This is a genomic window from Bradyrhizobium viridifuturi (assembly GCF_001238275.1).
GTDB classification, from domain to species: domain Bacteria; phylum Pseudomonadota; class Alphaproteobacteria; order Rhizobiales; family Xanthobacteraceae; genus Bradyrhizobium; species Bradyrhizobium viridifuturi.
This window is the reverse complement of sequence record NZ_LGTB01000036.1, coordinates 61,345-85,854: the sequence shown is the minus strand read 5'-3', so window position 1 is coordinate 85,854 and position 24,510 is coordinate 61,345. Positions and strand designations below refer to the sequence as shown.

The window sequence follows — 24,510 nt, the reverse complement described above, 5'->3', positions numbered from 1 at the left end:
GGTTCTGCACGCTATCCCAATCGTTGCCCTCGCAACCCAGACCGTCTCGTCCATGTCCAACACCGAACTTGAGATCGTCGTCGACGATCCGACCGCGCCTGAAGACAACTCCCCCGCCGTCGTCTCGACCGGCGTCGTCGACATCGTCGTCTCGCTGCTCCTGCTGGCGCTCGCCGTCGTGCTCGGCTGGGACAATTGGCGCACCGGCGCCTCGTGGGACTCGACCGGGCCGCAGCCGGGCTATTTTCCGTTCTATCTTTCGGTGATCCTCGGCGCCGCCAGCCTCTATGGCCTGGGCACCGCCTTCGTGTCGCGCCGGGAGGCTGTCGAGACCTTCGTCACTCGGGCGCAGCTGCGCCGGGTGATGGCGGTGTTCGTGCCGACATTCCTGTTCTGTCTTGCCACCCAATATCTCGGCCTCTATGTCGCGAGCTTCCTCCTGATCGCGGGCTTCATGCGCCTCGTCGGCAAGATCGCACTGTGGAAGTCGCTGCTGACCGCCTTCATCTTCACCGCCGCGATGTTCGTGACCTTCGACATCGCATTCGATGTCATCATGCCGAAGGGGCCGCTCGAAGCGGCCTTCGGTTACTGAGCGATCGACAGGATCTCGAAACATGGAAGCTTTCGGTCTCCTGCTGCACGGCTTCGCCGTCCTTTTGACCTGGAAGACGCTGCTGTTGATGATGGTCGGCCTGGTGCTCGGCATCTTCGTCGGCGTGCTGCCGGGACTTGGCGGCCCCAACGGCGTTGCGATCCTGCTGCCGCTGACCTTCACGATGGACCCGACGTCGGCCATCGTGATGCTGTCCTGCATCTACTGGGGTGCGCTGTTCGGTGGTGCCATCACCTCGATCCTGTTCAACATCCCCGGCGAGGCCTGGTCGGTCGCGACCACCTTCGACGGCTATCCGATGGCGCAGCAGGGCAAGGCGGCCGAAGCGCTCACCGCGGCGTTCACCTCCTCCTTCATCGGTTCGCTGGTCGCGGTGCTCTTGATCACCTTCCTGGCGCCGATGATCTCGTCGTTCGCGTTGAAGTTCGGCCCACCGGAATTCTTCGCGGTCTATCTCCTGACCTTCTGCTCGTTCGTCGGGCTCGGCCGCGAGGCCAAGCACAAGACCGTGATCTCGATGTCGCTCGGGCTGCTGCTGGCCGGCGTCGGCATGGATACGGTGTCGGGTCAACTGCGCATGACCTTCGGCTCCGCGGAACTCCTGCGCGGCATCAACTTCCTTGTCGCGGTGATCGGCCTGTTCGGCATCAGCGAGATCCTGATCACGATGGAGGAGCGTTTGGCACTGCGCGGCCATGCCGCCGGCATTTCCCTGCGCGTCGTGCTGTCGGTGTGGAAGGACCTGCCGAAATACTGGGTGACGCTGCTGCGCTCGTCGGTGATCGGCTGCTGGCTCGGCATCACGCCGGGCGGCGCGATCGCGGCCTCGTTCATGGGCTACAACCTCGCCAAGCGCTTTTCCAAGGATCAGGAAAGCTTCGGCAAGGGCCGCATCGAGGGCGTGTTCGCGCCGGAGACCGCCGCGCATGCCTCGGGCACCTCGGCACTGCTGCCGATGCTCGCGCTCGGCATTCCCGGCTCGGGGACCGCCGCGATCCTGCTTGGCGGTTTGATGGTGTGGGGTCTCAATCCGGGGCCGCTGCTGTTCGTCGAGCACAAGGATTTCGTCTGGGGCCTGATCGCCTCGATGTATCTCGGCAATGTCGTCGGCCTCGTGCTGGTGCTGACCACCGTGCCGATCTTCGCCTCGATCCTGCGCGTGCCGTTCGCGGCCGTGGCGCCGATGATCGTGGTGTCCTGCGCGATCGGCGCCTATGCGATCCAGAATGCGATGTTCGACATCTGGCTGATGCTGGGCTTCGGCGTGGTCGGCTATGTCTTCAAGAAGATCGGCATTCCGCTCGCGCCGTTCACGCTCGCGCTGGTGCTCGGCAGCCGCGCCGAGGACGCGTTCCGGCTCTCGATGATCGGCTCCGGCGGCGACATGAAGGTGTTCTGGTCGAACGGCCTCGTCGGCAGCATCACGACGCTTGCGATCGTGCTGCTGTTCTGGCCGGTGATCGATCGGGCCTTTGTCGGCGCCGCGCGTCTGCTGCGGCCGGCAAAGGCGTGAGGTTCCAGAGCGTTTTCGCGCGAAGCGGACACCGGTTCGCGTGAAGGAAACACGTCAAGCCAGAATCCGGAGCTCCGTTCCGATTTGATCGGAACGGAGCTCTAGACGACCTTGCGCTGACGCAGCTCGGCGATCTCGTCACTGCCGAAGCCGAACTCGGCCAGGACTTCCTCGGTCTGCTCGCCGAACTCCGGCGGCCGCGCCACCATCTTGCTCGGCGTCCGCGACAGCGTGACGGGCTGGCTGACCAGCTGGATGTGCCGGTTCTCGTCATTGGGCACGTGCTGGGCCATGCCGAGATGCTTGACCTGGGCATCCTCGAACATCTGGTCGATCGAGTAGATCGGCCCGCACGGCACGCCGGCGGCGTTGAGCTCCTGCACCCAGGTCTCGGTCGACTTCTTCTCGGTCAGCGCGCTGATCCGCGCATTCAGGGCGTCCCGGTTCTTCGAGCGCGCCGGCGCGGTCGCGTAATCGGGGTCGGTGACCAGGTCGGGCGCGCCGATTGCCTGCGCGCAGCTTCCCAGATCCGTCCGCCTGTGGTGGCGATGTTGATGTAGCCGTCGGAGGTCTTGAACACGCCGGTCGGGATCGAGGTCGGATGGTTGTTGCCGGCCTGCTTGGCGACTTCCTTCTCCATCAGCCAGCGCGCCGCCTGGAAATCCAGCATGAAGATCTGCGCCTGCAAGAGCGAGGTCTGCACCCATTGACCCTCGCCGGACACGTCGCGCTCCAGCAGCGCGGTGAGGATGCCGATCGCGCAGAACAGGCCCGCGGTCAGGTCGGCCACGGGAATGCCGACCCGCATCGGACCTTCGCCGGGCGCGCCGGTCACCGACATCAGACCGCCCATGCCCTGCGCGATCTGATCGAAGCCCGGGCGCTTGTGATAGGGGCCGTCCTGGCCGAAGCCGGAGATGCTGCCATAGACGATCTTCGGATTGATCTTGCGGATGCTCTCATAGTCGATGCCGAGCTTGGCCTTGACGTCCGGCCGGAAGTTCTCGACCACGACGTCAGCCTGCTCGGCGAGCCGCTTGAACACCTTGAGCCCTTTGGGGTCCTTCAGGTTCAGCGTCATGGCCCGCTTGTTGCGGTGCAGGTTCTGGAAGTCCGATCCGCCGCGCGGGCCGCCCGGCTGCTCGCCGCCGCCGTCCTCCAGCAGCGCATCGATCTTGATCACGTTGGCACCCCAATCCGCGAGCTGGCGCACGCAGGTCGGCCCAGACCGGACCCGGGTCAAATCCAGCACGGTGAAGCGGGACAGGGCTTGGGATGCGCGGGGAAAGGGCATTGAGACACCTCTTGTTTGGCGGGCCGCTGTGGGGGCTATTGCTCATCTGCCATAGACAATTTGGCAGGTCTTTCCAACTGTTACCCCGGTAACAAACCGCCCGAAAACAAACAGACACGGTTCCGCGAAGGCCGGCTCTGCGTGAGGTGCGATTCGAGCCTGCCCACACTGGCGCGCCGGTCTGCCGACCGCCAACCCTCGACAATCACGCGGTTGGCTGCTAGCCCGTCGCCCCATCGGATGGGTTTTGCCCTTATGAAAGAGGGACTTGAGGCGTTTCGACGTGATGGACCGAAAGCGGGCATGGCAGTGAAGAGAGGTCCGTCCCACCTGCTCGGCAACTCGGCATGGAATGCGACCGCGTTTGCGGTCGCGGTTCTGCTCAACCTCGCCATTCTCCCGTTCGTGATATTCCGGCTCGGCCTTGCCGCGTTCGGCGTTGCGGGTTTGGTGACCGCCTGTGTCGCGCCGGCGCTAATGTTCAGCAATGCGCTTGGCCTCTCGACCGCACGCGAACTCGCGCAACGGCTGGAGCCGTCCGATCGCGACGCGGCACGGCGCTTCTTCGCAACCGCCCTCGCGCTCGCGATCGCCGTGGGCAGCCTGATCGCGGCATTGCTCATCCTTGCAGGGGCGCCGCTGGCGCGGTTGGGATTTCACCTCGGCGGCCCGGCTGCCGAAGACCTCGGGCTTGCCTTCGCCTTGGCCGGCGCCGGTTGGCTATGCCAGTGCGTGTTCGCGGTGTTCCTGTCGCTGTTCACGGCGCGTCAGGATTATCGGCGGATCGCGGCGATCAGCATCACAGGCACGGTCGTGACGACGATGTCGATGCTGCTGCTGATTCCCTATGCGCCGCGCGCCTCGACCTTCCTCGGCTGTCAGGCCCTGGGCTTCGCGACGAATCTCCTGATGGCCTTCGCCTGGTCGCGGCACGCTATCAGCGACTGGCTGGCGCAGCCGGCGCTTGATCGGGGTGCGCTCCGTGCACTGGTCAAGCTTGGCGGCTGGCAGGTCGCGGCGCAAAGCGGCGCGCTGTTCGCAGGCCAGGCGGACCGCTATCTGCTCGGCGCGCTGCTGCAGCCGCAATTCGTCGGCTTCTACAGCGTCGCGCAGCGGCTGGAAGAGGCGGTCTATATCGGCGTGCTGAAGATCGGCGAGATCCTGTTCCCATTCTTCAGCACGCTGCAGAAGGAGGATGACGACCGCAAGGTCGACCTCCTGCTTCGCTCGTCCTGGATTCTCAACGTGCTGGCCGCGAGCGCGCTGGGGGGCCTGATCCCGGTCGCCGGCGCTTTGCTGTATCGATGGACCGGCGCCGAAGTCGCCGCCGAGGCGCAGCTGGTGCTGGTGGTGCTCGCGATCAGCGGAATATTGGGCTCGAGCGCCAACGTGTTCGCGTACTATCTGCTGTCGCAGGGACGCTCCAGTTTCAACGCCTTGATCTCGCTCGTCACCGGCATCTTCACGCTGGCGACCAGCGCTGTCGCGTTGCCGTATTTCGGCTGGCAGGCGGCCGGCTGGAGCTCCTGCGTCGGAATGCTCGCCCAGATGGTGATCACGGTGCTGTTGCTGCGGCGAACCTTCAGGCTTTCGGGGATGTGGTCACGAATGCTGCACTTCGTCTTGATCCCGCTCGGCACCGGCATCGCGATTGCGTTGGCGCTGCGCTCGCAGCTTGGCCATGTATCATTCGACCACGCGCCGTCATGGTGGTATGTGGTGTCGCTCTACGGCGTGTCGGCGGCGGTGATCTTTGTCGCCGCGGTTGCCGTGTCGCAGTTGGGTCCCTATCGCGCCGTCTGCTGGCGGGATCTCCGCATCATCATCACCCGCTTCTTGCCCTTCAAGGCCGCCTAGACATGTGTGGTATCGCAGGCATCGTCAATCTTCGGGGCAATCCCGTGGAGCCGGCCGAGATCTCACGACTCACCAGCCTGATCGCGCATCGCGGACCGTTCGGCGAAGGCACCTGGTTCAACGCGAAACGAAACGTCGCCTTCGGCCACCGCCGGCTTGCGATCATCGATCCCGGCGAGGGCGGCTATCAGCCGATGGTGTCAGGCGATGGCCGCCATGTGATCGTCTACAATGGCGAGATCTACAACTTTCTCGAACTGCGCCGCGAACTCGAAGCGAAGGGCGCGGCCTTCCGCAGCCAGTCCGACACCGAGGTGATCCTTGCCGCCTGGCAGGCGTGGGGCGAGGACATGCTGCTGCGCTTCAATGGCATGTGGGCGCTGGCGATCTACGACACGACGACGGACGAGCTGTTCCTTGCGCGCGATCGCTTCGGCATCAAGCCGCTGCTTTATGCGTTGTCACCCGAGCGGTTCGTGTTCGCATCCGAGCAGCGGGCGCTGGCGCGGAGCGGGCTGCTCGAGACGTCGCTCGACATCGACGTGGCGCGGCGATTGTTGCTTGATCCGTTCGGAATCGAAGGCAGCGAACGGACATTGTATTCGCAACTGCGCCGCCTGCAGGGCGGCCACTGCATGTGGCTGCGTCAGGGGCGGGTGCAGGTGCGGCGCTGGTGGCGGACCGTGGACCATCTGCCTGCGATCCCCGACACCGAAGCCGAACGCGTCGCACGCTTTCGCGAGCTGTTTCAGGATTCCGTGGCGCTACGGATGCGCAGCGACGTTCCGATCGGGACCTGCCTGTCCGGCGGCTTCGACTCGTCCGCGGTGATCTGCGCCATGGCGACGCATGAAAAGGCCGGCATGGGACCGCGCGACTCCACAGCCTGGCGGCACGCCTTTGTCGCGACCTTTCCCGGCGCGAGCAATGACGAGCGGCCGATGGCGGAGGAGGCGGCCGCGTGGGCCAAGGTCGCGCCGAGCTTTCTCGAGATCGGACGCTCGGATGCTCTCACCGATCTTGACCGCATCCTCGACGACAATGACGACGTCTATATCGGGCTGCCCAGCGCGCCGTGCTGATCTATCGCGAACTCCGGCGTCAGAACGTCACCGTGTCGCTTGACGGTCACGGCGCGGACGAACTGATGGGTGCTTACTTCCAGGAAGGACAGTCGGCCGCGTTCCGGATCCGCAACGCAGCCGCTGCGCTGATGTCGCGATCGAAGCTGGCGCAGCGCGGCATCGACTTCTTGCGGGCGCAGATGATCAGGCGCCAGGGGCGCTATTTCCTGCGGGGAGGCCTGACAGCGATCCCCGCAGCGTTGCCGCTGGTCGCCGAAAATGACGAACTGCCGGATAAGTGGGGCGCGCTGAACCGGCGTCTCTATCGCATGTTCCACTCGACCACGCTGCCGACCATTCTGCGCAATTTCGACCGGCTCTCGATGGCGCACGGCATCGAGGTCCGGATGCCGTTCATGGACTGGCGGCTGGTGACCTATACAATGGCGCTGCCGGAAACGAGCAAATCGGCCGATGGCATGACCAAGGTGATCGCGCGCCAGGCGATGGCGAATTTGATGCCCGAGAGTATCCGTACTGCGCGTCGCAAGGTCGGTTTCAACTCGCCGATGCCGGAATGGCTGAATGGACCGTTGGCTGGTTGGACCGCCGAGCTGCTCGATAAGAAGGTCCCGGCCTTTGCCGAGTTCGTCGACGAAGCACTGCTCCGAAAGACGGTTGGCCACTTGACGGCAACGCAGCGCTGGGATTGGGAATCCGTTGGCCGGATTTGGCCATACCTGAACATGAAATGGCTGTTGGCAAGGTCCGCATAACCGATGCGTCTGTTCCAGAATAGTGGTCTCTATCCGTCCTATCTGCCGCGGCTGAACCAGCTTGCGGCAAAAGCGTCGACCTTCGCCGCACGGCGCGACGTGTTCCTGCACGATCGTTTCGGTGCGGCGCATTTTCTCGAGCCGGTGCTCGACGGCGCGCCCGAAGCCTTCTTCACCAATGCCGACGACGAACTGCTGCAACGGCAGTGGGCGCGTGAGCAAGGCATGACGGCGACGCCGACGCTCGAGGCCATTCTGCTCGCACAGATCGAGCATCACCGAACCGAGGTGTTCTACAATCTCGATCCGGTGCGCTTTCCGAGCGCGTTCGTCGCCAAGCTTCCCGGCTGCGTGAAGAAGACGTTGTGCTGGCGCGCGGCGCCCTCGGGAAACGCTGATCTCACCGCCTATGGCGCGGTGCTTGGCAACTTTCCCTCGATCCTCCAGGCCTGGCGCGACAAGGGATGTCGGGCCGAGCTGTTCTTCCCCGCCATCGATCCTGTCATGGAGCAATATGGTCACGGCGAGCGGCCGATCGACGTGGCGTTCGTTGGTGGCTATTCGCGGCATCACAGCGCGCGCGGCAGGACGCTCGAACAGGTCGCGGCGCTTGCGGCCGATCGCAACATCGTATTCTGCCTCGACGCGTCGCGGCTGACGCGGCTTGCCGAAAGCCCGCTCGGTCGGTTGCTGCCGCTCGGGAAGCATCGGCGGCCCGACGTCATCGCGCGCATCGCAAGGCTGCCGCTGTTCGGTCGTGACCTCTACGAGCTGTTCGGGTCAGCGAAGATCGTGCTCAATGGCGCCATCGACATGGCCGGCAATGATCGCGGCAATATGCGCTGCTTCGAGGCGATGGGCTGCGGGTCGCTGCTAGTGTCGGATGCCGGCAACTATCCGGCGGCGATGCAGGACGGCGTCACGATGCGCACCTATGATGTTCCCGAGCGGGCCGTGGAGGCGATTTCGAGCAGCCTGCGGGATTGGCCGCAATGGGCCCGGATCGCCGCAACCGGCAGAGCGCGCGTGCAGGAGACCTACAGCAAGGCCTCGCAATGGGCGCAGTTTATCGATCTCGTCGCGCGGATTGAGCCGTGCTAGAGGGGGCACAGAGCCGGCCAGCGGGCGGGCGATCGGGCCGAGATGATGTCTGCAAGTGACTTGATCCATCAACTGAAATGGGCGGCCGACGGGCTTGCCGTGCCGCTCTTCAGGCTGCGGCCGCGGCCGTTCGGCCCGGGCTATCAGACGGTCAAGCGCGACACCATCACCGCGGCCATCGATGCGGGCCTGCTGCAGGCGGGAAAGGAGCTTCCGCCCGGCTACGGTGTCGCCATGGACGAGCGCGTGGTCGAATATCCCTGGGTCTATGGCCGATTGAGCAATGTCGGCAAAATGCTGGACGCGGGATCGACCTTCAACCACGACTACCTGCTGGCGCGTCCGCCATTGCATGGCGCCGATCTCACCATCATGACGCTGGCGCCGGAGCGGCGGTGCTACTGGCATGACGGCTACTCCTACGTCTTCGGCGACCTCCGTAAGACGATGTTCGGCGATCAGGTGTTCGACACCGTCGCCAGCATTTCGACGATCGAGCACATCGGGCTCGACAATCAGATGCTGTACACCGGCGATCCGCGTGATGCCGAGACCGATCGGGACGGCTTCGTCCCGGCCGTGAAGGAATTCAAGCGCATTCTCAAGCCTGGTGGGACATGTCTGATCTCCGTGCCGTTCGGCAAGCGCGACAATCTCGGCTGGTACCAGGTGTTCGATCTTGCGATGGTCGAGCGGATCATCGACGCGTTCGGCGCGACGTCGCACCAGGTCGACTATTTCGGCTATTCGCGGCAGGGCTGGTCGCGCCAGAGCGCCGAAGCGCTCGCCGACGCGACCGTTTTCGACGTTCATACCGGCAAGGGGCAGGGCAATGACCTGGCGGCGTCGTCGCGCGCGGTCGCTTGCCTGCAGTTGACGGCATGAATCTCGATTACCTGATCCAGCGCCTGATTGGTCGCGCGACCTGCCGGTTGCAGGCCGACGCGGCGCTCGGGCGCTCGGCAAGGATCCGAAACATCCGCGGCGATTCCGACAAGATCGTCGTCGGCCGCAACAGCCGCATCCTGGGCGAGCTCCTGACCTTCGCACATGGTGGAGAGATCAGGATCGGTGAGTGGTGCTATGTCGGCGAGGGCACGCGGATCTGGTCAGCGGCCTCGATCGAGATCGGCAACCGCGTGCTGATCTCGCATTCGGCGAACGTGTTCGACAATCTCACCCACCCGCTGCGGGCAGCGGAGAGGCACCGGCAGGTCAAGGAGATTTTCACACGCGGACATCCGAGCGATATATCGCTTGATGAAGGCGCGGTACGGATTTGCGACGATGCCTGGATCGGCGCCGGCGCCATGGTCCTGCGCGGTGTCACGATAGGTCAGGGCGCGATCGTTGCCGCCGGTGCGGTCGTGACCAGGGATGTCGCGCCGTTCTCGATCGTGGCGGGTAATCCGGCCGTGCTGGTGAGGGAGCTTGGCCCCGATGAACGGTGAGCGCAAGTTTACCAGCTGGGAGGAAGCGGTGGTCTGGTTGCGCAATCAGCCGGACCAGCGCCAGCTCGTGCTCGACGCATTTTACGACGATCCCCTGGCTCGCGCTGCTGAACGCTATTTCCAGAGCTCCGAGTGGCAGGCGGTGGCCGCGCTGCTTGCCGGCCGGTCCGGCGCTGCGCTCGACGTTGGCGCTGGTCGCGGCATCGCGAGCTACGCGCTCGCCCGAACTGGCTTTTCCGTCACCGCGCTCGAGCCGGATCCCAGCGCGATCGTCGGAGCGGCCGCGATCCGGGATCTGGCAGCGCAGACGCAATTGCCGATCCAGGTGGTCGAGGAGTTCTCCGAGCGGCTGCCGTTCGCCGACGCGACGTTCGATCTCGTGTTCGCGCGCGCCGTGCTGCACCATACGCGCGATCTCGACGGCGCCTGCCGCGAGATGTTTCGCGTGCTGCGGCCGGGTGGCATGCTGATCGCAGCGCGCGAGCATGTCATCACCAAGGAGGCGGACCTTCCGCAATTCCTCGCGCAGCACCCGCTGCACCATCTCTACGGCGGCGAGCATGCCTTCCTGCTCGATCGCTACACCGGCGCGCTGACCACCGCGGGATTCTCCGCGATCGACACGCTGGCACCGTTGCAAAGCCCGATCAATCTGTTTCCCTACACGCACGAGACGCTGAGGGCGGCGATCGTGACGAAGCTGTCGCAAAGGATTCCGGTTGCTCCGTTGTGGCGAACCGCTTTCGCCTCACGGCGTGTGTTTGGCTCGCTGCTGTCGATGGCCGAACGTTTCGACAATCGACCGGGCCGGCTCTATTCCTTTGTCTGTCACAAGGCCTGAGCGATGATCGTCTGGGTTACCGGAGCGAATGGGTTCATCGGCCGCCATCTCGCCCACGAGTTGGCGGGAGCAGGCCGTGCGGTGCATGGCGTCGGACACGGGGCGCTTGATGCAACGGAAGCCCGGCGGCTTGGTTTGCAGAGCTGGATCAACGGTGAGATTGACGCGGCCAATCTGAATGCGCTCGCAGCGGCGCACGGGCTGCCGGCGCGTATCTTTCATCTGGCCGGCGGATCGTCAGTCGGCGTCTCGATCGAGCGGCCGTTCGAGGATTTTTCGCGAACTGTCGCCAGCACCGCGCGCATGCTCGAATGGTTGCGCGGGGCAGCGCCTGATTGTGACGTGATCGCGGCGTCAAGCGCGGCCGTTTATGGTGCCGACCATGCCGGCCCGATCGCGGAAGGTGTCGTCCCGGCTCCGATGTCGCCCTATGGGCAGCACAAGTTGATGATGGAACAATTGTGCCGGAGCTACGCGCAGTCCTTCGGCATCCGCTGCACCGTCGTGCGGCTGTTCTCGGTCTATGGCCCCAATCTGCGCAAGCAGCTGCTCTGGGACATCTGCTCGCGGCTGGCGGCCGACGAGCCGGTGCTCACGCTCGGCGGGACGGGCAACGAAATCCGCGATTGGACCGACGTTCGCGATGTTGCGAGGCTGCTTGCCAGTCTCGCGCAATCGCCGTCCCAGGAGACGTTCCGGATCATCAATGGCGGCTCGAGCCGAGGGACCAGCGTCGCCGGCATTGCAGCCGGTGTCATCAAGCAGTGGGGCGGCAACACGGTCGTACGGCATTCGGGAGTAGGCCGGCCCGGTGATCCCGTGAGCCTGCTGGCCGACGATGCAATGCTGCGCCAGATCGGCTTCGATTGGCGCATCCCGATCGACCAGGGTCTCGCCGACTACGTGGCGTGGTTCAAGGGACAGGCTTCGTGACGCCGCGCCCATGGCGGTTCGCGTTCAGTCACATTTCGCGGCGGCTTTGGGCCGGCGGCTACAATTATCAGCGCAATCTTTTCGCGGCGCTCGACCGGTTCTTGCCCGGCGAGTTCGTCCCGGTGGTCTTTGCCGGGACGCAAGCCGATGAGAGTGAGCTCGGCGAGCTTGCCGCGATACCCGGCGTCGAGGTCGTCCGGTCGGAAGCATTCGATGGACAGCCAGGCTTGGCCGCGGCGCTCGGGTTCGGTCTGGATCGCGGGGCTGCGGCGGCGTTTCGCGCCGCGCGCGTCGATGTCGTCGTCGAAGCGGCTCGCTTCTTCGGCTGGCGGCTGCCGATCCCGGCGGTGGCGTGGATCCCCGACCTGCAGCATCGTTCGCTACCTCAACTCTTCCCACGGACTGCACGCTGGAGGCGCGAGATCGGCTTTCGCGTTCAGATCGCGTCGGGGCGAACGATCATGCTGAGCAGCGAGAGCGCCTTGCGCGATTTCAGGGCTTACTATCCGCATGCCCGAAACCAGGTCAGCGTCGTTCGCTTCGCGACCCAGCCGCCCGCCGCATTCCTGAACACGGACCCATCAGAGGTGATCGCCGCCTACAATCTGCCGGCGCGCTACTTCTATTTGCCCAACCAGTTCTATCGCCACAAGAACCACCAGTTGGTCGTCGACGCCCTGACGATCCTGAAGCGTCGCGGGGTCGACGTGGTGGTCTGCGCCTCCGGTAGCACGGAAGATCGGCGCGAGCCGGGCTACTTTGATCTGGTCAACTCCGAGATCCAGAAACGCGGTCTCGATACGCATTTCCGGCACCTCGGCGTCATCCCGCTGCCGCACGTCTACGCGCTGCTGAGGGCGTGCACCGCGCTGCTCAACCCATCTCGCTTCGAGGGCTGGAGCACGACGGTCGAGGAAGCGAAATCGTTCGGCGTTCCGCTGATCCTGTCCGACATCGACGTGCATCGGGAGCAGACCGCGGGTGCCGCACGCTATTTCGGCGTCGATGATCCGGCCGCGCTGGCCGATCATCTGACGCAGCTCGCGAAGCTCAGCGGCGAGCCGGTGATCCGAAATGTCGTCCCGCATCAGGACGACGATGTCCGCGCCTTCGCAGCGAGTTTCGCAGCCACAATGCGACAGGCCGTTCGCCAGGGGTGAGTCGGCTGCAAAATAGAAGCGTCGCACGCCTGGCGGCGTGATTCGACAGCGCCATGTCCGATTGTTCCACAAGGTGACGCAATCGTGTGGTCGTGGCGATATGCCGCAATACACCAGTTCAACACGGTCGCGAACCTCGCTGGTATCTCCACAGAAACAATAGTGCGCGGCAATCGCATATGACCGCTCGTGTCGGTGCGTCCAATCTCGCATTTGTCGTCACTTCAGTTGCGAGAACGGCGAGTGGCCGGGCTCTCGAGATTGCTCATTCGTTTCGGAATATTTCACAAGGCGACCGCCACCCATCGCGGTATCATTTAGTACGCGATGTTTCGCTAGGGCTGAGTGGCATTCTCGCGAGCCGAAAGTTGCGATATCAGCCACGATGAAGGTGTGAGCAGGTCATTTGAAAACGACGCACGAGAGCATATGAAGCCGAAGGTACTTTGTGCGTTGTCCGTGGTGGCGGTTTGCGCAGTCGTCCTGATTTCCTTGACGTACAGCAAGTGGAACGCGCCGATTGAGCTCACCGCCACGATTCTCTCGACGGCTGAGCGGATGACACGCTTGGAAGAGAGCGAGCGTCAGGTCAGGGCGCGCTTGGAGTCGATGCCGGGTCGCGAGCGGAAAATGCCCGACCTGCGCGGCACCTTGGTTGACGTCACGCTGGATCGGCATGATGACGGACCCATGGGGCCGGTGTCGGCGGCGAGGATCGGGGCCCATGAGTTCCTGATCGCCAACTATCAGGACATCTTCCTCTTCGATCAGGATCGTCGCACCGCCGTGCCGGTTCAGACTGATGTCGAGTTGCCCGTTTGGAATCCGACAGCGGTTTTCTATTCCGCGTTTTACGATCGGGTGTTCATCGCCAATTATTCAGGAAAGGACATCGTCGTCGCTCAGCTCGTGCGCGACGGAGGGGGGCCCAAGCTCCATCTGACGGATCGGATCGTGAACGAGGCTGCCATCCAGGGCGCGGAGGGCGTTGCGGTCTCCAAAGGCGGACGTTTCATGGCGATCGCAGACTACGAAGGTAACGCGCTGTCCTTGTTCGAAAGGATTGATGACCAATGGGCGTTTCGGTGGAAGCGGGAGATCATCGGCTCTCACGGCGTGGCGATTGCCGGTGATTACGTATTCGCCTCCGGCCAGGGAGCCATTGTGAAATTCTCAATCGAAACCGGACAGGAGGTGGCCAGAACTTCAAAGCTCGGTTCCGAACCAATTCTTTTTGCGACGTGTCTCAACGTGGATGAAAGTAGCGGACAGTTGATCGGATCGGATGCGATGTCCGGAATCGTTTTTGGGATGACCAAAGATCTCAAGGTCACCAGCAAGTTCGGCGCCAACGGACCGACCTATTCGAACTTCTCATCACCGTTCTGCGCCTACCGCGATCGCCAGGGAATTTATGTTCTCTCGACCTATCAAGACAGGTTCGTAAGCATCGGTCGCGACAGCGCGACCTCGTATGAGTTCAGCGGCGCGCAATGGCGATACATCGACTTTCCGTTCGGGCTGCGAAACGCATCGAACATGCTGCATGGAGCGGTGCAGTTTGATCGTCCAAGCTACAGAATGTTCGACAAGAATGTCCGCGCCGGCTATGGCGGGCTGTATACCGATGACGGAAAACTGCTCCTGATGCCCGGACGGCAAGAGTTGTTTGACGGCGCGTCGCCATTCTACGTCACGAGCATAGCCAGTAACTCGACCTGGCTTGTGATTGTGGCCAACTCCTCGCCAAGAGCGATGCTCTACAACCGAAAGACCGGCGACCTTGGAGCCGTGACAATTGGCGAGTGGGACTGCTGGGCGATTGCTGCCGACGTCCTGTGTCCATCAAGGCGATACTCAGTCGATGAGCTTTCGGCGCAGGTCAATCTGTTGGAGCCGGAGCAACAAGCCGCTGCTCCGGGAGGTTGGACCGAGAATGCGATCCCGATCATTCAATATTGGGCGGGATGGAAGTTGGCGCAGGGACCGCGCGCCGTTGCTTCGAGCAATGGAGCCTCGTCGCCTGATCCGGCCAACGTCCGCTGAGGGGCCGCTCGCGTCAACCGGCAAGCGGGACCAGCTCGAAATTGCTGTCGGGGCTTTCATAGGCGTTGAGCATCGCCTTGGCGATCAGCTTCGGATTGTGCCATCGCTCGACATAAAGGCGCGATGCCTCGCCGCGTGCGCACCATTCGGACCGTCGGTCAAGAATGCCGGCAATGCTTTCGACAAGGTTCCCCGGGTTCAGTCCGTAAGCGGGCAACTCGCGTCTGATGGCATCCGGAACGAACATCATGTCTTCGTCCCTGATATAGCACGCGACCGGCTTTCCCATCGCCATCATCTCGACGGCGAAGCCTCCGTACCAGCCTGCCAGTACCTGGTCGATTGCGAGGTCTGCCGACCGATAGATTTCCAACGCCCGTTCATGGCTCGTATTTTCGACGAGGATGAGTTCGAAGTCATACCGCGACCGCAGCTGTTCGAGGGCGTTCAGGATCATCGGCGTACCTTTGATCCGTCCCGCGGTCGGGGCATGAACGATCTTCAGTCGGCCCTGCGCGGAGGGCGGCGCGACGTCGAACTTTTCGATCTCGACGTTTGAATACGGCAGGAAGCGGCCGTTCGGTACGACGTGTCCGAGTTCCGGATTGAGGTAGAAGACCCGATCGAACAGCGGCAGAACCTTTTCGATCAGGAAATGCCGCCGATGGTCGAGAGCGTCCGTGCATCGTTGATACAGCTCGCAGTGTTGCGGAGCGCACATCGTCCACTCATTGCGTCTGTTTCCCTCTTGCGCCAGCCGCACATCACAGCCTTGTAATGTCATGAACAGCTTCTTGTTGAGCAGGCGCGCGGCGTGCAGGTCTGCGGTCCCCAGTCTGTTGGCGATGTCCGTTATCAGCGATGCCCGGGAGAGCACCGATCCCGGTGCGGAGAGGGGGAAGCCCGGCGACAGAAAGGTCTGTCCGAAATAGTAGTGAAGAACATCGTAGCGCCACTGGTTCTTCAGGCCGAACGCCGCGCTGCGGATAGCCGTCTCGACAAAGCCGGCGTTCTTTGCGGATAGCGTCCGGTCCGCCGAATATTCGAGCCACGTGTCGCTGCGAACGACCACGTCGCTGGATGCGCCAAGCTGCCGTTCGGCGCGGGATAGCACCCAGGGCTGATTCCCGACATTGACTGGTCCGTGCAGGATTCTCATGTGCGCGTATTCAGGTCCGCTGACCCGGGAATAGGCCGCGCGGACTGCATGGCATGATCAGGTTTCGCGAGCTCGTCGACTTGCCTTGCAAGGCTTGCCTGCAGGTCCGCGGGAAGATCGGCCGTCTCACAATAGAGCCGCCCGAGCCTGGCCGCGACTGCCTCCAGGCTGTAATGCGTTTCCACGTAGCGGCGTCCGGCATTGCCGATGCCGTTCAGCTCGAGCTCGCCTCTCAAGCATCGCTTCAGGACATCGTAGATCTCGTCAGGACGCGTGTTGATGATCGGGCAGGTCGCCGGGTCGATCATCATCCGGTCGTTACGCAGAAAGCAGAGGACCGGTTTGGCCATGGCCATCGCCTCGAGGGCCGTATAGCCGTGAAAGCCGGCGACGAACTGATCCGCAACCACATGCGATGCGCCGAAAAGCTCGATGACTTTCTTGTTGGGAACCCCCTGCACGGAGATCAGCTCGATCTTCTCGCCCTCTTTCGCCAGCCGATCAACTGCTTCGATCAGAAGCCGGGTGCCCTTGAAGTGCCCGTGGTTCGGCGCATGTGCAACCTTCAGCGTGTCACCTGCTCGGTACGCCGGTGGCTTCGCGACCAGCTTGCTTGCGTCGATCGGCCAGTAGTGGATGTCCCGGCAGCCGGGCACATACGTCACCATGTCGCCCATCGCGATCTGCGCGGTCGCACGGCCCTTCAGGCGGTCGATCGACGAGGCATGCATCTCCGTCGTGCACACGCAGAACTTGCCCGGCGCCGGGCATTCTTCGCACAGGTTGGGATGACCGAGTTCGAGCGTTAATTCCCTTGCACGGACGTCAGCACCATAGGCGTAGGTATATAGCCGCTTTCCCGAGCGGACGAGGAGGTCGAGTTCCTCGGGGTTGATGCCGTAGCGCCCGTCGCTCAGCATCAAGCCGCGGTCATAGAAGTAGTTGAAGAAATCGAAGCGTAGCAGGGCCCAGGCAAAGACGAGGCGACGAAACAGGCCGAGGCCTTTTCGACTGCGGGTCAGTCGAAGGAATCCCTCGAACAGGATCAAATTGATGTCGAATGACCGGGTCACATAGTAGGTATTGAACACCAGCGACGACGAGCGGAAGCCGAGCATGCGATCGCAGCGTGCGAGCAGCGGCAAGGTGAGGATCGGAGTGGAGGCCCACAAGGTGCGGACCTTTCCCTTTGCAAGACGCTTCTCGGTGGCGCGCCGCGCCGCGCGCACGAGCATGCGCGTAGCGAAACCTGCGCCGGCAGATTGGGTTGGCCGGGGAGATTCAACACCGCCGGCGGGAAGGGTGACTTCCTTCGGCGACGTTGGTCCGATGGGTTCGATCTTGTTCACTCGGGATCCGATGGATGCCAACTCAACGTCAACCAAAAGCTTTTAGCACATGTTCAGTTCGACGTGCCGCTCGACCGGCCGCGTACCCCTCGGAGGAGCTAGACAGAATTGGTAGCCGGCCAGCGCTATCTCAGGTTTCAGCGGCGCATGGAAACAGCTTCGATCGATCCGGGAACGTTGACGTTCAATACATGAACAGGCTAAGACAGCGGCGGTTTGTTCCAAATGCGCACATATTCTGACGCGGCGGTTATACCGAGCTCCGCCATCGAATCAATCTGGATAGGCATTTCGTGTGCGGCATATTTGGCCTTGTAGATAAGACCGGGCCCGTCGATGCCCGCCGAGTGGATCAGATGACCGATCTCGTTGCCCACCGTGGACCGGATGGGCGCGGCGTGAGGGTGAGCGGAAAGGTCGGGCTCGGCCATCGGCGACTGGCCGTTATCGATCTGACCGATGACGGCGCGCAGCCGATGCGCGACAGGCGGCTTCCGATCTGGATCACCTACAACGGCGAGATCTACAACTATGTCGAGCTCCGCGCCGAGCTCGAAGCGCTCGGATACGTTTTCCATTCGGCCTCGGATACCGAGGTGCTGCTGACCGCCTATATTTGCTGGGGTACGGCGTGCCTCGCGCGCTTCAACGGCATGTGGTCGTTCGCGATTCACGATGAGCGCGACAATACGTTGTTCTGCGCCCGCGACCGGTTCGGCGTGAAGCCGTTCTACTATGTGAATACGGCAACCCAGTTCGCATTCGGCTCCGAGATCCGCCAGCTTCTTCCGTTGATCGGGCGCCCGGTCGCGGATGATGATCTGATCAACGATTTCCTCGTTTGCGGCATGACCGACCATACCAATCGAACCTTCTTCAAGGGCGTCGAGAAGCTGCCATCCGGGCATTGGATGCGTGTCGAGGTATCGACAGGCCGGGTTGAAATCGAGCGCTACTATTCGCTTGCTCCGGGTTCGGCGGTGACCGATGAGGCGAGCGCAGCCGGGTCGCTGCGCGAGTTGCTTGACGACGCGACGCGTCTGCGGCTGCGTTCGGATGTCCGTGTCGGAACCTGCCTCTCGGGAGGGTTGGATAGTTCGAGCGTGGCAACGCTGGCCGCGCGGCGTTATGCGCCAGGTTCCGGCGAGCGCTTCTTTGCGATCACGGCCGTCAGTGAGCAGGCCTCCAACAACGAGGAGGCCTACGCGGCGGAGGTTGCGGAGAAGGCGGACTTGAACTGGCTGCGCACCAAGCCGACCTATCAGGATTTCGCGTCTACGGCGGAGACCTTGCTCGAGGTTCAGGAGGAGCCGTTCGCCGGCCCCTCGATCATGATGCAGTACGAAGTGATGAAGGCCGCGCGATCGAATGGCGTCATCGTGCTGCTCGACGGCCAGGGCGGTGACGAAACGTTGTTGGGATACCATCGCTATTATGCTGCCTGGCTGCTCGACCATCTTCGCCGCGGCGGCGTCGGTGGATTTCTGTCGGCCTTCAGCGCTGCAACGCGGGCAGGTATTTCGCGCGGACGGCTGCTGTTCTATCTGTTCGGCGCAAGTTCGGCAGGACTGCGTGCAGCCTATTACCGCTTGCGCTACGCCTTTCTGAAGAAGCCCGACCTGCCCGAACCGCTTCGCCGCTTTGCTTCGAAGGCGCGGGATGCGCAGGGCATGCAAGTGCTGGAGATCAACGAAACCAATCTACCGATGCTGTTGCGTTTCGAAGACAAGAATTCGATGAGGTTCGGCATCGAAACGCGGCTTCCATTCCTTGACTATCGCTTCGTCGAGTTTGCCCTGGCTCTTCCGACACGCATCAAGCTGAACAAGGGGTGGGCAAAATGGCCGCTCCGTGCCGCGATGAATGACCTCTTGCCCGCCAGTATCAGTTGGCGCAGGGACAAGATCGGTTTTGCTGCCCCGGACCGGATATGGCTCACGCGGCACTCGGCCACGATGTACGACAAGGTGATCGCGAGCGAGCTGCTGGCCCGCTATGTCGACATGCCGAAGCTCAAGCGGAAATTTCACCGGCTCGACCTTGGAATGCGCTGGAGGCTTTATTGCGTGGCGCTCTGGGGGGAGCGCTTTCGGGTCGAAGCGCCATGACGCCTGATGATTCCTGGATGTCATCGTCGCCGTCGCAGCTGCCGATCTGTCAGCGGATTTTTTCCGGGCCGGCTCATGAACATCTGGCTATTGCATCCGTTCGCCGGGGGGCCGGGTCTCGGCCGTCACTATCGTCCGTTCTGGCTCGCTGACGCCTGGACAAAGATGGGGCATCGGGTGGTGGTCGTCAGCGCGGCCTTCCACCATCTGCACAGGCAGCCGCGCGCGCCCGGTCCCCAGCGGATCAATGACGTCGACTTCTGGTTCCTCGACGCGCCGCGCTATCGCAGTGGCAGTCTGGGCCGGCTTCGCAACAATCTGAGCTTTGGGCCGGCCGTCCGCTCGGCAGCTTCGGCGATTGCCGCGCAGTTCGGCAAGCCGGATCTGATCATTGCGTCGAGCCCGCATTTGTTCTTCATTTCGGCTGCGCATCAGGTCGCGCGGCGCTTCGATGCGAGGTTCTGGGTGGAGATCCGCGACCTCTGGCCGGAGAGCATCATTGCGCTCGGGATGACTCCGGCATGGCATCCGCTGATGAAGGTGCTCGGCTGGAAAGAGCGCGCCGCCTATCGCGAGGCCGATCGCGTGATCTGCCTGCTGGCCGGAGCTGAAGCCCATATGCGCGCGCGGGGCTTGGCGGCCCGCAAGTTCCTGTGGATCCCGAACGGAGTATCCGACGGCGAAATACAGAGCGCGCTGACGATCGAGGGTCTCGATCATCCCCTGGTCGACCGCATCAAGGCGCTGAAGCAGCAGGGCAGGCGCGTCGTCCTGTACGCCGGAGGCATGGGCCCGCCGAATGCGGTGGAGGCCATTCTCGATGCGGCTTCGATCCTCGGCAAAGCGAATGCCGGGATCCATTTCGTGATGATCGGCTCCGGCACCTCGCGGGACGCGCTGAAGCAGCGGGCGGCCGCGCTTGCCAATGTGGAGTTTCACGACGAAGTCGATCGGTCGGTCGTGCACGGCATGCTGCTCGCTTCCGATTGCGCCGTCGTCGCCTTTCACAAGAACGCGCTCTATCACCACGGCATCAGTCCGAACAAGCTGTTCGACTACTGCCTGTTCGCGCCGCGCAGCGTCATTGCCTGCGAGGAGCGGGCGCTTGCCGGACTCGAGGATCTGGTGACCGCGCGATGTGCGCCTGACGACGCCGATGCGCTCGCCGCGTCCCTGCGTGCCGCGCTGGATGGTCCTCCGCGTCCGCTTGGCGATCGCGTCGCCGTCGCGCGCCGGTACAGCTATTCAACGCTGGCGGCGCAATATCTGGCCGAGTCCCCGGATCGGGCTTGAAGTGTGGCCGTCGTGACACATTGTTTGGATAAAATCCATGTGTAATCAATCGGTTGTCATGTTCATCGCGTGAACGAATTCGCTTGACGTTCATCGGGTGAACGCGCTATCAGCCTGCTCCAGTGGGGATAGCGTGATGGCAGGCATTCTACCGACGGATGAGAATGACAGCGACCGGCTGGTGCTCGGCCTGCTCACCTCGCTCGAGGCGGATGGTGCGCAATCGCAGCGGCGGATCGCAGCCGAATTGGGCGTCGCGCTCGGCCTCGTCAACGCCTACCTGAAGCGGGCGATCAAGAAGGGTTTCGTCAAGGTCGGGCAGGCGCCCGCGCGGCGATATGCCTACTATCTAACGCCGCAAGGCTTCTCCGAGAAATCGCGGCTGACCGTTCAGTTCCTGTCCGACTCCTTTTCGCTCTTCCGCAAGGCGAAGGAGGAGTATGGCAGGCTGTTTGAACGTGCGCAGGCGCGCGGCTTCAGGCGGGTCGTGCTGGCCGGACAATCTGACCTTTGCGAAATCGCGATCCTGTGCGCGGTCGACGGGCCGATCTCGGTCCTTGCGATCGTCGACCCCGACGCGACCGCCACCCGGTTCATTGGCGTCAAGGTGGTTTCCTCCTACGCATTGGTCGAGGAACCGTTTGATGCTGTCGTCGTGACCCATCTCACGGCGGCACGAAGCGTGTTCGACCAGGCGGTCAGCAATTTCGGCGCGGAGAAGGTGCTCGCGCCGGACCTGCTCGGCTTGCGTCCAAAGCAGCCGCAGGGAGCGTGATGGCCATGGAGCACGCGTCCCGCTGGTACGTCGTCCAGACCCAAGTCAACGCCGAGGCAAAGGCGGTCGCCAACCTCGGGCGGCAAGGGTTTTCCACGTATTTTCCCCGTTACCTGAAGCGCCGCAGTCATGCCAGAAAGGTGGAGACTGTGCCGCGTGCGTTGTTTCCGCGCTATGTCTTTGTCGCGATCGATGTTGCGTCCCAGCGCTGGCGCGCGATTCAATCGACGCTCGGCGTATCGCATCTTGTGTGCGTGGGAGATCGGCCGGCCGCGGTGGAAACCGGCGTCATCGATGCCTTGAAGGCGCGTGAGGACAAGGCTGGCTTCATCACGCTTGCGCGCAGGCCGGCTTTCTCGCCGGGTGACAAGGTGCGAATTATCGAGGGCGCGTTCGTTGACAGCCTTGCGCTCGTCGAAGACGTCAGCGATCACCAACGTGTTGCTGTTCTGTTGAATTTGCTTGGCCGCCAGGTTCGCGTTCTGGTCGGGGCGGATCTGATCGCCGCGGCATAAGTACGTCTGCTGCCGGCAGGCGTGATCGAGATGTTAGGCTCGGGTGTGATGTTCGATTCACCCCGAGTGCGGTAGCTTGCCTGAAGCAAGCGGAAGGTTCGAAAGAGGGGCCCATGACGACTTACGCATTGATCGGCGCTGCCGGCTACATCGCTCCGCGGCATATGCGTGCGATGGCCGAGACCGGCGGCAAACTGGCGGTATCGTATGATCCGAACGATTCCGTGGGCATCATGGACAGCCACTTTCCCGATGCCGAATTCTTCACGCAGTTCGAGCTGTTCGATCGTTACGTCGACCAGCTGCGCAGAGGCGGCACGAAGATCGACTATATGTCGATCTGCTCGCCGAATTATCTGCATGACGCGCATTGTCGGTTTGCGCTGCGTTCGGGCGTCGATGCCATCTGCGAAAAGCCGCTGGTCCTCAATCCCGGCGATATCGACGAACTGGCGGCCATCGAGCAGGATACCGGCCGCCGCATCTCGACCATTCTGCAATTGCGTCTGCATCCGGCGATCATCGCGCTGCGTGATCGCTTCGCGAATTCCAAGAAACGCCACAAGGTCGAACTGACCTACATCACGTCGCGCGGGCGCTGGTATCACACCTCCTGGAAGGGCGCGGACGCGAAGTCCGGTGGCGTGGCGACCAATATCGGGGTGCACTTCTTCGACATGCTGAGCTTCGTGTTCGGCCCCGCCAGCCGCAACGAGGCGCACCTGCGCGAGGCGGAGCGGGCGGCCGGCTCGCTGGAATGCGAGCGGGCGGATGTGAGCTGGTTCCTGTCGCTGGACCGCAACGATCTGCCCGACAGCGTGAAGGGCAAGAAGACGACCTACCGCTCGATCACGGTCGACGGCGAGGAGGTCGAGTTTTCCGAAGGGTTCACCGACCTCCATACGCGGAGCTATGAAGAGATCGTCGCCGGCCGCGGCTTCAGGCTGGACGAGGTTCGCCCGTCGATCGATATCGTCTCCACGTTCCGCAATGCGCCGATCGTCAGAAGCAACGGCGTTCATGCCTTTGCCCAGAAGGCGATGCACAGATGAGCGAGATGCGCGAGGATCCGCGCTTCCCTGGTGTCCTGATCCATCAATCGAGCTACGTCGACGACGGGGCAGTGGTTGGACGCGGCACCAAGATCTGGCACTTCTGCCACATTCTGCCGCGCACGGTGATCGGTGAGAACTGCTCGATCGGCCAGAACGTGATGATCGGTCCGAACGTCAGGATCGGAAACGGCTGCAAGATCCAGAACAACGTCTCGATCTATGACGGCGTCGAACTCGCCGATGACGTGTTCTGCGGTCCGAGTTGCGTTTTTACCAACGTCAACAATCCGCGCGCCGGGGTGTCGCGGAAGGACGAGTTTCGCAGGACGCCGATCGGACGCGGCGCCAGCATCGGCGCCAATGCGACCATCGTCTGCGGGCATTCGCTGGGCGAGTACTGCTTCATCGGAGCCGGTACGGTCGTGACCAAGGATGTTGCTGCATTTTCGTTGATGGCGGGCAATCCGGCGCGACGAATTGGTTGGATGAGCAGGGCAGGCGAGCGGCTGGGCAGCGACCTGGTGTGCCCGCGTACTCATCGTCGTTATGAGCTTCACAATGAAGCGCTGGTGGAAATCGAGGATTGAAGAAAATGGACATTCGCGGAAAGAAAGTTGTCGTGATCGGCGGCGCCGGGCTGATCGGGTCTCATGCGGTCGATCAGCTGACGCAGACCGATGTCGGCGAGATCGTGATTTACGACAACTTCGTGCGCGGCACGCATGAAAACCTTGCCGGCGCCCTACGCGACCCTCGTGTCAAGATCTTCGAGGCCGGCGGCGATATCACGCAGGTCGACATCCTCGATGCTGCCCTGAAGGGGGCTGACGGCGTGTTCCAGTTCGCTGCGCTGTGGCTGCTGCAGTGTCACGAATATCCGCGCACGGCTTTTGACGTCAACGTCAACGGCATGTTCAACGTCCTGGACGGCTGCGTGCGCAACGGCGTCAAGCGGCTGGTCTGGTCGTCCTCGGCATCGGTGTACGGCGATGCCGTCGAGGAGCCGATGACGGAGGATCATCCGTTCAACAACAAGAACTTCTACGGGGCCACCAAGATCTGCGGCGAGGCGATGGCGCGCGCCTATCACTTCCGCTACGGCCTCGACTATGTCGGGCTTCGCTACATGAACGTGTACGGGCCGCGTCAGGACTATCGCGGCGCCTATATCGCGGTCATCATGAAGATGCTAGACGCCATCGACAAGGGAGAGGGACCGACGATTCTCGGCGACGGATCGGAAGCCTTCGATTTCGTCGCGGTGGAAGATTGCGCGCGAGCCAATCTCTGCGCCATGGGCGCGACCGCGACGGACCGCTTCTACAATGTCGGCACCGGGCAGCGGACCTCGCTGAAGCAGATCGCCGAGAAGCTCCTGAATCTCACCGGCTCAAACCAGCCGATCAACTATGCGCCGCGGAGCCAGGCCACGCTTGTGCGCAATCGCATCGGATCGCCGAAGCGGGCACAGGAAGAAATCGGCTTCACCGCCGCGATCGACCTCAATGACGGGCTGCGGCGGCTGATCGAGTGGCGCAAGAGCCATATCGATCAGGTCGATCAGCGGCGCGCCAAGGCTCAAATCTGAAAGGCTCAAATCTGAG

At 62.9% G+C, this 24,510-nt stretch carries 21 protein-coding genes and 1 pseudogene; 19 read left to right on the top strand and 3 right to left on the bottom strand.

Annotation, left to right across the window (positions count from 1 at the left end):
- Window positions 1–52 precede the first annotated feature (52 nt).
- Complete coding sequence (locus ALC15_RS29030) at window positions 53–595, top strand: tripartite tricarboxylate transporter TctB family protein (protein ID WP_050630247.1); 543 nt, start codon at window positions 53–55, stop codon at window positions 593–595.
- Window positions 596–617: 22 nt separating this feature from the next.
- Window positions 618–2,129, top strand: coding sequence for a tripartite tricarboxylate transporter permease (locus tag ALC15_RS29025; protein ID WP_050630246.1), 1,512 nt, complete (start codon window positions 618–620; stop codon window positions 2,127–2,129).
- A 101-nt stretch (window positions 2,130–2,230) separates the two neighbouring features.
- On the opposite strand, the pseudogene ALC15_RS29020 reads toward ALC15_RS29025, so the two are convergent.
- Window positions 2,231–3,423, bottom strand: a pseudogene (locus tag ALC15_RS29020) (CaiB/BaiF CoA transferase family protein).
- Window positions 3,424–3,726: 303 nt separating this feature from the next.
- On the opposite strand from ALC15_RS29020, the gene ALC15_RS29015 reads away from it, so the two are divergent.
- The 10 genes from ALC15_RS29015 (at window position 3,727) to ALC15_RS28975 (ending at window position 14,652) form a co-directional block, all read left to right on the top strand.
- A complete protein-coding gene (locus ALC15_RS29015) occupies window positions 3,727–5,280 on the top strand; it encodes a lipopolysaccharide biosynthesis protein (protein WP_050630245.1) in 1,554 nt (517 codons plus the stop codon).
- A gap of 2 nt (window positions 5,281–5,282) precedes the next feature.
- The gene (gene asnB, locus ALC15_RS47320; protein WP_283806306.1) at window positions 5,283–6,362 is read left to right on the top strand and encodes an asparagine synthase (glutamine-hydrolyzing); all 1,080 of its coding nucleotides are present in this window, start codon (window positions 5,283–5,285) and stop codon (window positions 6,360–6,362) included.
- Complete coding sequence (locus ALC15_RS47315; protein WP_283806305.1) at window positions 6,356–7,120, top strand: asparagine synthase-related protein; 765 nt, start codon at window positions 6,356–6,358, stop codon at window positions 7,118–7,120. Before asnB (ALC15_RS47320) ends, ALC15_RS47315 begins: the two co-directional genes overlap by 7 nt.
- A gap of 3 nt (window positions 7,121–7,123) precedes the next feature.
- A complete protein-coding gene (locus tag ALC15_RS29005) occupies window positions 7,124–8,221 on the top strand; it encodes a glycosyltransferase family protein (RefSeq protein WP_050630244.1) in 1,098 nt (365 codons plus the stop codon).
- Between the two features lie 45 nt (window positions 8,222–8,266).
- Entirely contained in the window at window positions 8,267–9,106 is an 840-nt protein-coding gene (locus ALC15_RS29000) for a methyltransferase domain-containing protein (protein WP_063781889.1), read from the top strand.
- A complete protein-coding gene (locus ALC15_RS47310) occupies window positions 9,103–9,672 on the top strand; it encodes an acyltransferase (RefSeq protein WP_050630242.1) in 570 nt (189 codons plus the stop codon). Before ALC15_RS29000 ends, ALC15_RS47310 begins: the two co-directional genes overlap by 4 nt.
- The gene (locus ALC15_RS28990) at window positions 9,662–10,513 is read left to right on the top strand and encodes a class I SAM-dependent methyltransferase (RefSeq protein ID WP_050630268.1); all 852 of its coding nucleotides are present in this window, start codon (window positions 9,662–9,664) and stop codon (window positions 10,511–10,513) included. Before ALC15_RS47310 ends, ALC15_RS28990 begins: the two co-directional genes overlap by 11 nt.
- Before the next feature lie 3 nt (window positions 10,514–10,516).
- Complete coding sequence (locus ALC15_RS28985; RefSeq protein WP_050630241.1) at window positions 10,517–11,446, top strand: NAD-dependent epimerase/dehydratase family protein; 930 nt, start codon at window positions 10,517–10,519, stop codon at window positions 11,444–11,446.
- Window positions 11,443–12,606 carry a glycosyltransferase family 4 protein gene (locus ALC15_RS28980; protein ID WP_050630240.1) on the top strand — a complete coding sequence of 388 codons (1,164 nt, stop codon included), beginning with the start codon at window positions 11,443–11,445 and terminating at the stop codon, window positions 12,604–12,606. The genes ALC15_RS28985 and ALC15_RS28980 overlap by 4 nt, the downstream gene beginning before the upstream one ends.
- Window positions 12,607–13,035: 429 nt before the next feature.
- Window positions 13,036–14,652, top strand: a complete 1,617-nt coding sequence (locus ALC15_RS28975) for an NHL repeat-containing protein (protein WP_050630239.1) — start codon at window positions 13,036–13,038, stop codon at window positions 14,650–14,652.
- Window positions 14,653–14,665: 13 nt separating this feature from the next.
- On the opposite strand, the gene ALC15_RS28970 is transcribed toward ALC15_RS28975, so the two are convergent.
- On the bottom strand, window positions 14,666–15,811 hold the full coding sequence (locus ALC15_RS28970; protein WP_128089623.1) for a glycosyltransferase family protein: 1,146 nt from the start codon (window positions 15,809–15,811) through the stop codon (window positions 14,666–14,668).
- Window positions 15,808–17,160: a glycosyltransferase family protein gene (locus ALC15_RS28965; RefSeq protein ID WP_128089622.1), complete on the bottom strand. Its 1,353-nt coding sequence runs from the start codon at window positions 17,158–17,160 to the stop codon at window positions 15,808–15,810. Before ALC15_RS28965 ends, ALC15_RS28970 begins: the two co-directional genes overlap by 4 nt.
- Window positions 17,161–17,453: 293 nt before the next feature.
- Between ALC15_RS28965 and asnB (ALC15_RS28960) the strand changes: the two genes are divergently transcribed.
- The 7 genes from asnB (ALC15_RS28960) to ALC15_RS28930 all read left to right on the top strand — a co-directional run bounded on the left by asnB (ALC15_RS28960) (window position 17,454) and on the right by ALC15_RS28930 (window position 24,494).
- Window positions 17,454–19,268, top strand: a complete 1,815-nt coding sequence (gene asnB, locus ALC15_RS28960) for an asparagine synthase (glutamine-hydrolyzing) (protein ID WP_157860953.1) — start codon at window positions 17,454–17,456, stop codon at window positions 19,266–19,268.
- 75 nt (window positions 19,269–19,343) lie between these two features.
- The gene (locus tag ALC15_RS28955; RefSeq protein ID WP_050630235.1) at window positions 19,344–20,561 is read left to right on the top strand and encodes a glycosyltransferase family 4 protein; all 1,218 of its coding nucleotides are present in this window, start codon (window positions 19,344–19,346) and stop codon (window positions 20,559–20,561) included.
- Between the two features lie 136 nt (window positions 20,562–20,697).
- A complete protein-coding gene (locus ALC15_RS28950) occupies window positions 20,698–21,336 on the top strand; it encodes a winged helix-turn-helix transcriptional regulator (protein ID WP_050630234.1) in 639 nt (212 codons plus the stop codon).
- A complete protein-coding gene (nusG, locus tag ALC15_RS28945) occupies window positions 21,336–21,851 on the top strand; it encodes a transcription termination/antitermination protein NusG (protein WP_050630233.1) in 516 nt (171 codons plus the stop codon). Before ALC15_RS28950 ends, nusG begins: the two co-directional genes overlap by 1 nt.
- A gap of 113 nt (window positions 21,852–21,964) precedes the next feature.
- On the top strand, window positions 21,965–22,903 hold the full coding sequence (locus ALC15_RS28940) for a Gfo/Idh/MocA family oxidoreductase (protein WP_050630232.1): 939 nt from the start codon (window positions 21,965–21,967) through the stop codon (window positions 22,901–22,903).
- Window positions 22,900–23,493, top strand: coding sequence for an acyltransferase (locus ALC15_RS28935; RefSeq protein ID WP_050630231.1), 594 nt, complete (start codon window positions 22,900–22,902; stop codon window positions 23,491–23,493). The genes ALC15_RS28940 and ALC15_RS28935 overlap by 4 nt, the downstream gene beginning before the upstream one ends.
- A gap of 5 nt (window positions 23,494–23,498) precedes the next feature.
- Entirely contained in the window at window positions 23,499–24,494 is a 996-nt protein-coding gene (locus tag ALC15_RS28930) for an NAD-dependent epimerase/dehydratase family protein (RefSeq protein WP_050630230.1), read from the top strand.
- The last annotated feature ends 16 nt before the right edge of the window (window positions 24,495–24,510 follow it).

Bases quoted from the DNA above. Each gene is read 5' to 3' on its own strand.
- ALC15_RS29030 (WP_050630247.1), top strand. From the start codon at position 53: ATGTCCAACACCGAACTTGAGATCGTCGTCGACGATCCGACCGCGCCT.
- ALC15_RS29025 (WP_050630246.1), top strand. From the start codon at position 618: ATGGAAGCTTTCGGTCTCCTGCTGCACGGCTTCGCCGTCCTTTTGACC.
- ALC15_RS29015 (WP_050630245.1), top strand. From the start codon at position 3,727: ATGGCAGTGAAGAGAGGTCCGTCCCACCTGCTCGGCAACTCGGCATGG.
- asnB (WP_283806306.1), top strand. From the start codon at position 5,283: ATGTGTGGTATCGCAGGCATCGTCAATCTTCGGGGCAATCCCGTGGAG.
- ALC15_RS29005 (WP_050630244.1), top strand. From the start codon at position 7,124: ATGCGTCTGTTCCAGAATAGTGGTCTCTATCCGTCCTATCTGCCGCGG.
- ALC15_RS29000 (WP_063781889.1), top strand. From the start codon at position 8,267: ATGTCTGCAAGTGACTTGATCCATCAACTGAAATGGGCGGCCGACGGG.
- ALC15_RS47310 (WP_050630242.1), top strand. From the start codon at position 9,103: ATGAATCTCGATTACCTGATCCAGCGCCTGATTGGTCGCGCGACCTGC.
- ALC15_RS28990 (WP_050630268.1), top strand. From the start codon at position 9,662: ATGAACGGTGAGCGCAAGTTTACCAGCTGGGAGGAAGCGGTGGTCTGG.
- ALC15_RS28985 (WP_050630241.1), top strand. From the start codon at position 10,517: ATGATCGTCTGGGTTACCGGAGCGAATGGGTTCATCGGCCGCCATCTC.
- ALC15_RS28975 (WP_050630239.1), top strand. From the start codon at position 13,036: ATGAAGCCGAAGGTACTTTGTGCGTTGTCCGTGGTGGCGGTTTGCGCA.
- ALC15_RS28970 (WP_128089623.1), bottom strand. From the start codon at position 15,811: ATGAGAATCCTGCACGGACCAGTCAATGTCGGGAATCAGCCCTGGGTG.
- ALC15_RS28955 (WP_050630235.1), top strand. From the start codon at position 19,344: ATGAACATCTGGCTATTGCATCCGTTCGCCGGGGGGCCGGGTCTCGGC.
- ALC15_RS28950 (WP_050630234.1), top strand. From the start codon at position 20,698: ATGGCAGGCATTCTACCGACGGATGAGAATGACAGCGACCGGCTGGTG.
- nusG (WP_050630233.1), top strand. From the start codon at position 21,336: ATGGCCATGGAGCACGCGTCCCGCTGGTACGTCGTCCAGACCCAAGTC.
- ALC15_RS28940 (WP_050630232.1), top strand. From the start codon at position 21,965: ATGACGACTTACGCATTGATCGGCGCTGCCGGCTACATCGCTCCGCGG.
- ALC15_RS28935 (WP_050630231.1), top strand. From the start codon at position 22,900: ATGAGCGAGATGCGCGAGGATCCGCGCTTCCCTGGTGTCCTGATCCAT.
- ALC15_RS28930 (WP_050630230.1), top strand. From the start codon at position 23,499: ATGGACATTCGCGGAAAGAAAGTTGTCGTGATCGGCGGCGCCGGGCTG.